A 2,639-nucleotide genomic window follows, 5' to 3' on the forward strand; every position below is an offset into this window, starting at 1 on the left:
TCTTAACTCATTGATTTATATAGATTAAGCAACTTCCTTCCGCAGCGTGGCCCTCTTATTGCTTTGCAAAAATATCAAGCGCAAGTTTGCGTCGCTAGTTGCAAGGATGGTCATGAATAGATCCCTATTTTCCCGTGCCCGATCGGTAGGCGCGCTGGGATTGTGTGCCGTCTTGAGTTGCCTTTCGGTTGTCATGGCGGCGCCCCTGTACACCGTCACCAACCTGGTGACCAACGATCAGGGCGCGCACCCCGCGCAGATCACCGACCCAGGACTCAAGAACGCCTGGGGGCTCTCCTATTCGCCTACCGGTCCTTTTTGGGTTTCCTCGAACGGGACCGGGACCGTGGACCTGTATTCGGTGAACCCATCGACCCAACTCACCAACCAGGTGGGGCTGGTCGTTTCGATCCCGGGCACCGGCAGCGTCACGGGCCAGGTTTTCAATAGCGGTGCGGCGGCGGCGGCCTTCAATGGTGATGTGTTTCTTTTCACCAGCGAGGACGGTACCGTCTCTGGCTGGCGCGGCGGGTTGGGCACCAGCGCCGAAACACTGGTTCCCGCGTCAGCGGCCAATATCTATAAGGGCGCGGCCCTTGGCACGGTCGCCGGTAGCAGCTACCTGTACGCCGCCAACTTCCGGGCCGGCAGCATCGATGTGCTCAAGGGCAGCGCCCTTGCACCTGCGCTGAGCGGGGCGTTCGCGGATCCGAACCTGCCCGCTGGTTACGCGCCGTTCAACGTGCAGAACCTGGGCGGCATTCTGTATGTGAGCTATGCCGCACAGGACGCCAGCCAGCAGGACGAGATGGCAGGCGCCGGGCTGGGCATTGTCAACCGCTTCGACCTGAACGGCAACCTGATCGGCCGGGTCGCCACCGCCGGAAGTCTGAATGCCCCCTGGGGTCTGGCGATCGCGCCGAGCAGCTTCGGCGACCTGGCGGGTGCCTTGCTGGTGGGCAACTTCGGAGACGGCCGCATCAGCGCGTTCAACCCGTTGGATGACAGCTACCTGGGGCAGATTCTCGACGCCAGCAATCAACCGCTTTCCATTGATGGGCTGTGGGCCCTGTCTCCCGGCAATGACGGCTCTGCCGGGAGCAGCCAGTGGCTGTACTTCACAGCGGGCCCCGAAGGGGAAAGCGATGGGCTATTTGGGGTTCTGACCGCTGTGCCAGAGCCCGATACCTACGGGCTCATGCTGCTGGCATTTATTGCCCTCCTCGGCACGATGGCGCGTCGCCGCCGCCGCAAGAACAAGTACCCGTCCCCCGATGAGGCGATCTATGACCGCCGCCGCCCCGAGCAAACCCCGCCAGACCGCCCGGTTGACGAACCCCGGGACGACTGACTGGCGGCCTGATCAAGGCACTGCCGATTTACGATTTCAATGCCTTTCTTCAGACAAGCGCGAATGTTCGCGATAGACGCTGTATCGCTTGATGTCTAGAGTCGAACGACTCGAAAGAGTCGCCTGTGACGCCCGGTGGCTTGAGGCACGGTTCCTTGCTGGCGTTGCAGATGCAAGTGCCGTCCGCAGCAAGCTACGGATCTATTCCCGGCGTAACAAGTTCAATAACAAGGAGACAAGCATGCCCAAAATCCAGGTTAACGGTACCGAGCTGTACTATGAAGACGAAGGCCCACGCGATGCACCCGCGATCGTGTTCAGTCACTCGCTGTTTTTCAACTCCCACATGTTCTACAAACAGGCTGCTCATTTCAGCAAAAATTACCGGGTCATCCGCTACGACCACCGTGGCCAGGGAAGGAGCGCCACCGCGACCCTTGACAAGCAAGATACCGATACGCTGGCCGATGATGCGACCGCACTGATCGAAGCACTGGGGTTGGGCAAGTGCCACATCGTTGGCAATTCCCTTGGCGGTTTTATTGCACTGCGTCTGGCGGCGCGTCGGCCAGACCTGATTGCCTCCTGCGCCGTCCTCGGCAGCTCCGGCGAGGCGGAGTACAAAGTCGCCGAGTTTCAGCCGATTGTCGACAACCTGCAAAAAGTCGGTGGCGCTCCGCTGGTCGACACGCTGCTGTATGTGATGTTTGGCGACGCATCGCTGAGCGACCCTAACTTTGCCAATGAGCTCGGTTACTGGCGCACGTACATGTCGCAACTTGGCACCAGCATCGGCGATTCAGCCTACCAGGTCGTGCATCGCAAGGGTATTTTGAATGAACTGAAGGGGAGCCGGATTCCCATGCTGGCCATCGCCGGCGAGGAAGACCACGCCTACACCGTGCCACTCGCGCAAAACATCGCGGATGCCGTCACGGATGGTCGCATGAAAAGGGTGCCCAAGGCCGGGCACTCCGTGGCACTGGAGAACGCAGCGCTGGTCAATGCCTTGCTTGACAGCCACTTTTCTCGCGCCCATGCCATCGCCTGATTGTTAGTTGCCTGGGGCGCGGGGCCCATCACTTATCTTATCTTTGCCCTGCGATTCAGGTGACGATAGACGAGACCACGCGAGGCCCCCAAGTGTTCGCGTAGTTTTGGCAATATTGCCACCACACTCGGCGGCCGTCCTTTCGACAAGCTGTTGATCGGATTCACGCAAGCTCGCAGATGAAGTCGGTTCCGTTGCCCGGCGCTAGCTCCCTACTAGCCACCGGCCTGCCCTATC

The 2,639-nt window shown here is 60.2% G+C and carries 2 protein-coding genes; both read left to right on the forward strand.

The genetic code is table 11. The annotated features are described in order from the left end of the window. Positions 1 to 193: 193 nt before the first annotated feature. Positions 194 to 1,351 carry a TIGR03118 family protein gene (locus B3V69_RS03910; protein WP_296443988.1) on the forward strand — a complete coding sequence of 386 codons (1,158 nt, stop codon included), beginning with the start codon at positions 194 to 196 and terminating at the stop codon, positions 1,349 to 1,351. A 241-nt stretch (positions 1,352 to 1,592) separates the two neighbouring features. Next, positions 1,593 to 2,402 carry an alpha/beta fold hydrolase gene (locus B3V69_RS03915; protein ID WP_296443990.1) on the forward strand — a complete coding sequence of 270 codons (810 nt, stop codon included), beginning with the start codon at positions 1,593 to 1,595 and terminating at the stop codon, positions 2,400 to 2,402. The last annotated feature ends 237 nt before the right edge of the window (positions 2,403 to 2,639 follow it).

The organism is Rhodoferax sp. UBA5149, assembly GCF_002413825.1.
Taxonomy (GTDB): Bacteria; Pseudomonadota; Gammaproteobacteria; order Burkholderiales; family Burkholderiaceae_C; genus Rhodoferax.

What these genes read in the sequence shown, in the direction of transcription:
- B3V69_RS03915 (WP_296443990.1), top strand. Translation starts at nt 1,593, where the DNA reads ATGCCCAAAATCCAGGTTAACGGTACCGAGCTGTACTATGAAGACGAA.
- B3V69_RS03910 (WP_296443988.1), top strand. Translation starts at nt 194, where the DNA reads ATGGCGGCGCCCCTGTACACCGTCACCAACCTGGTGACCAACGATCAG.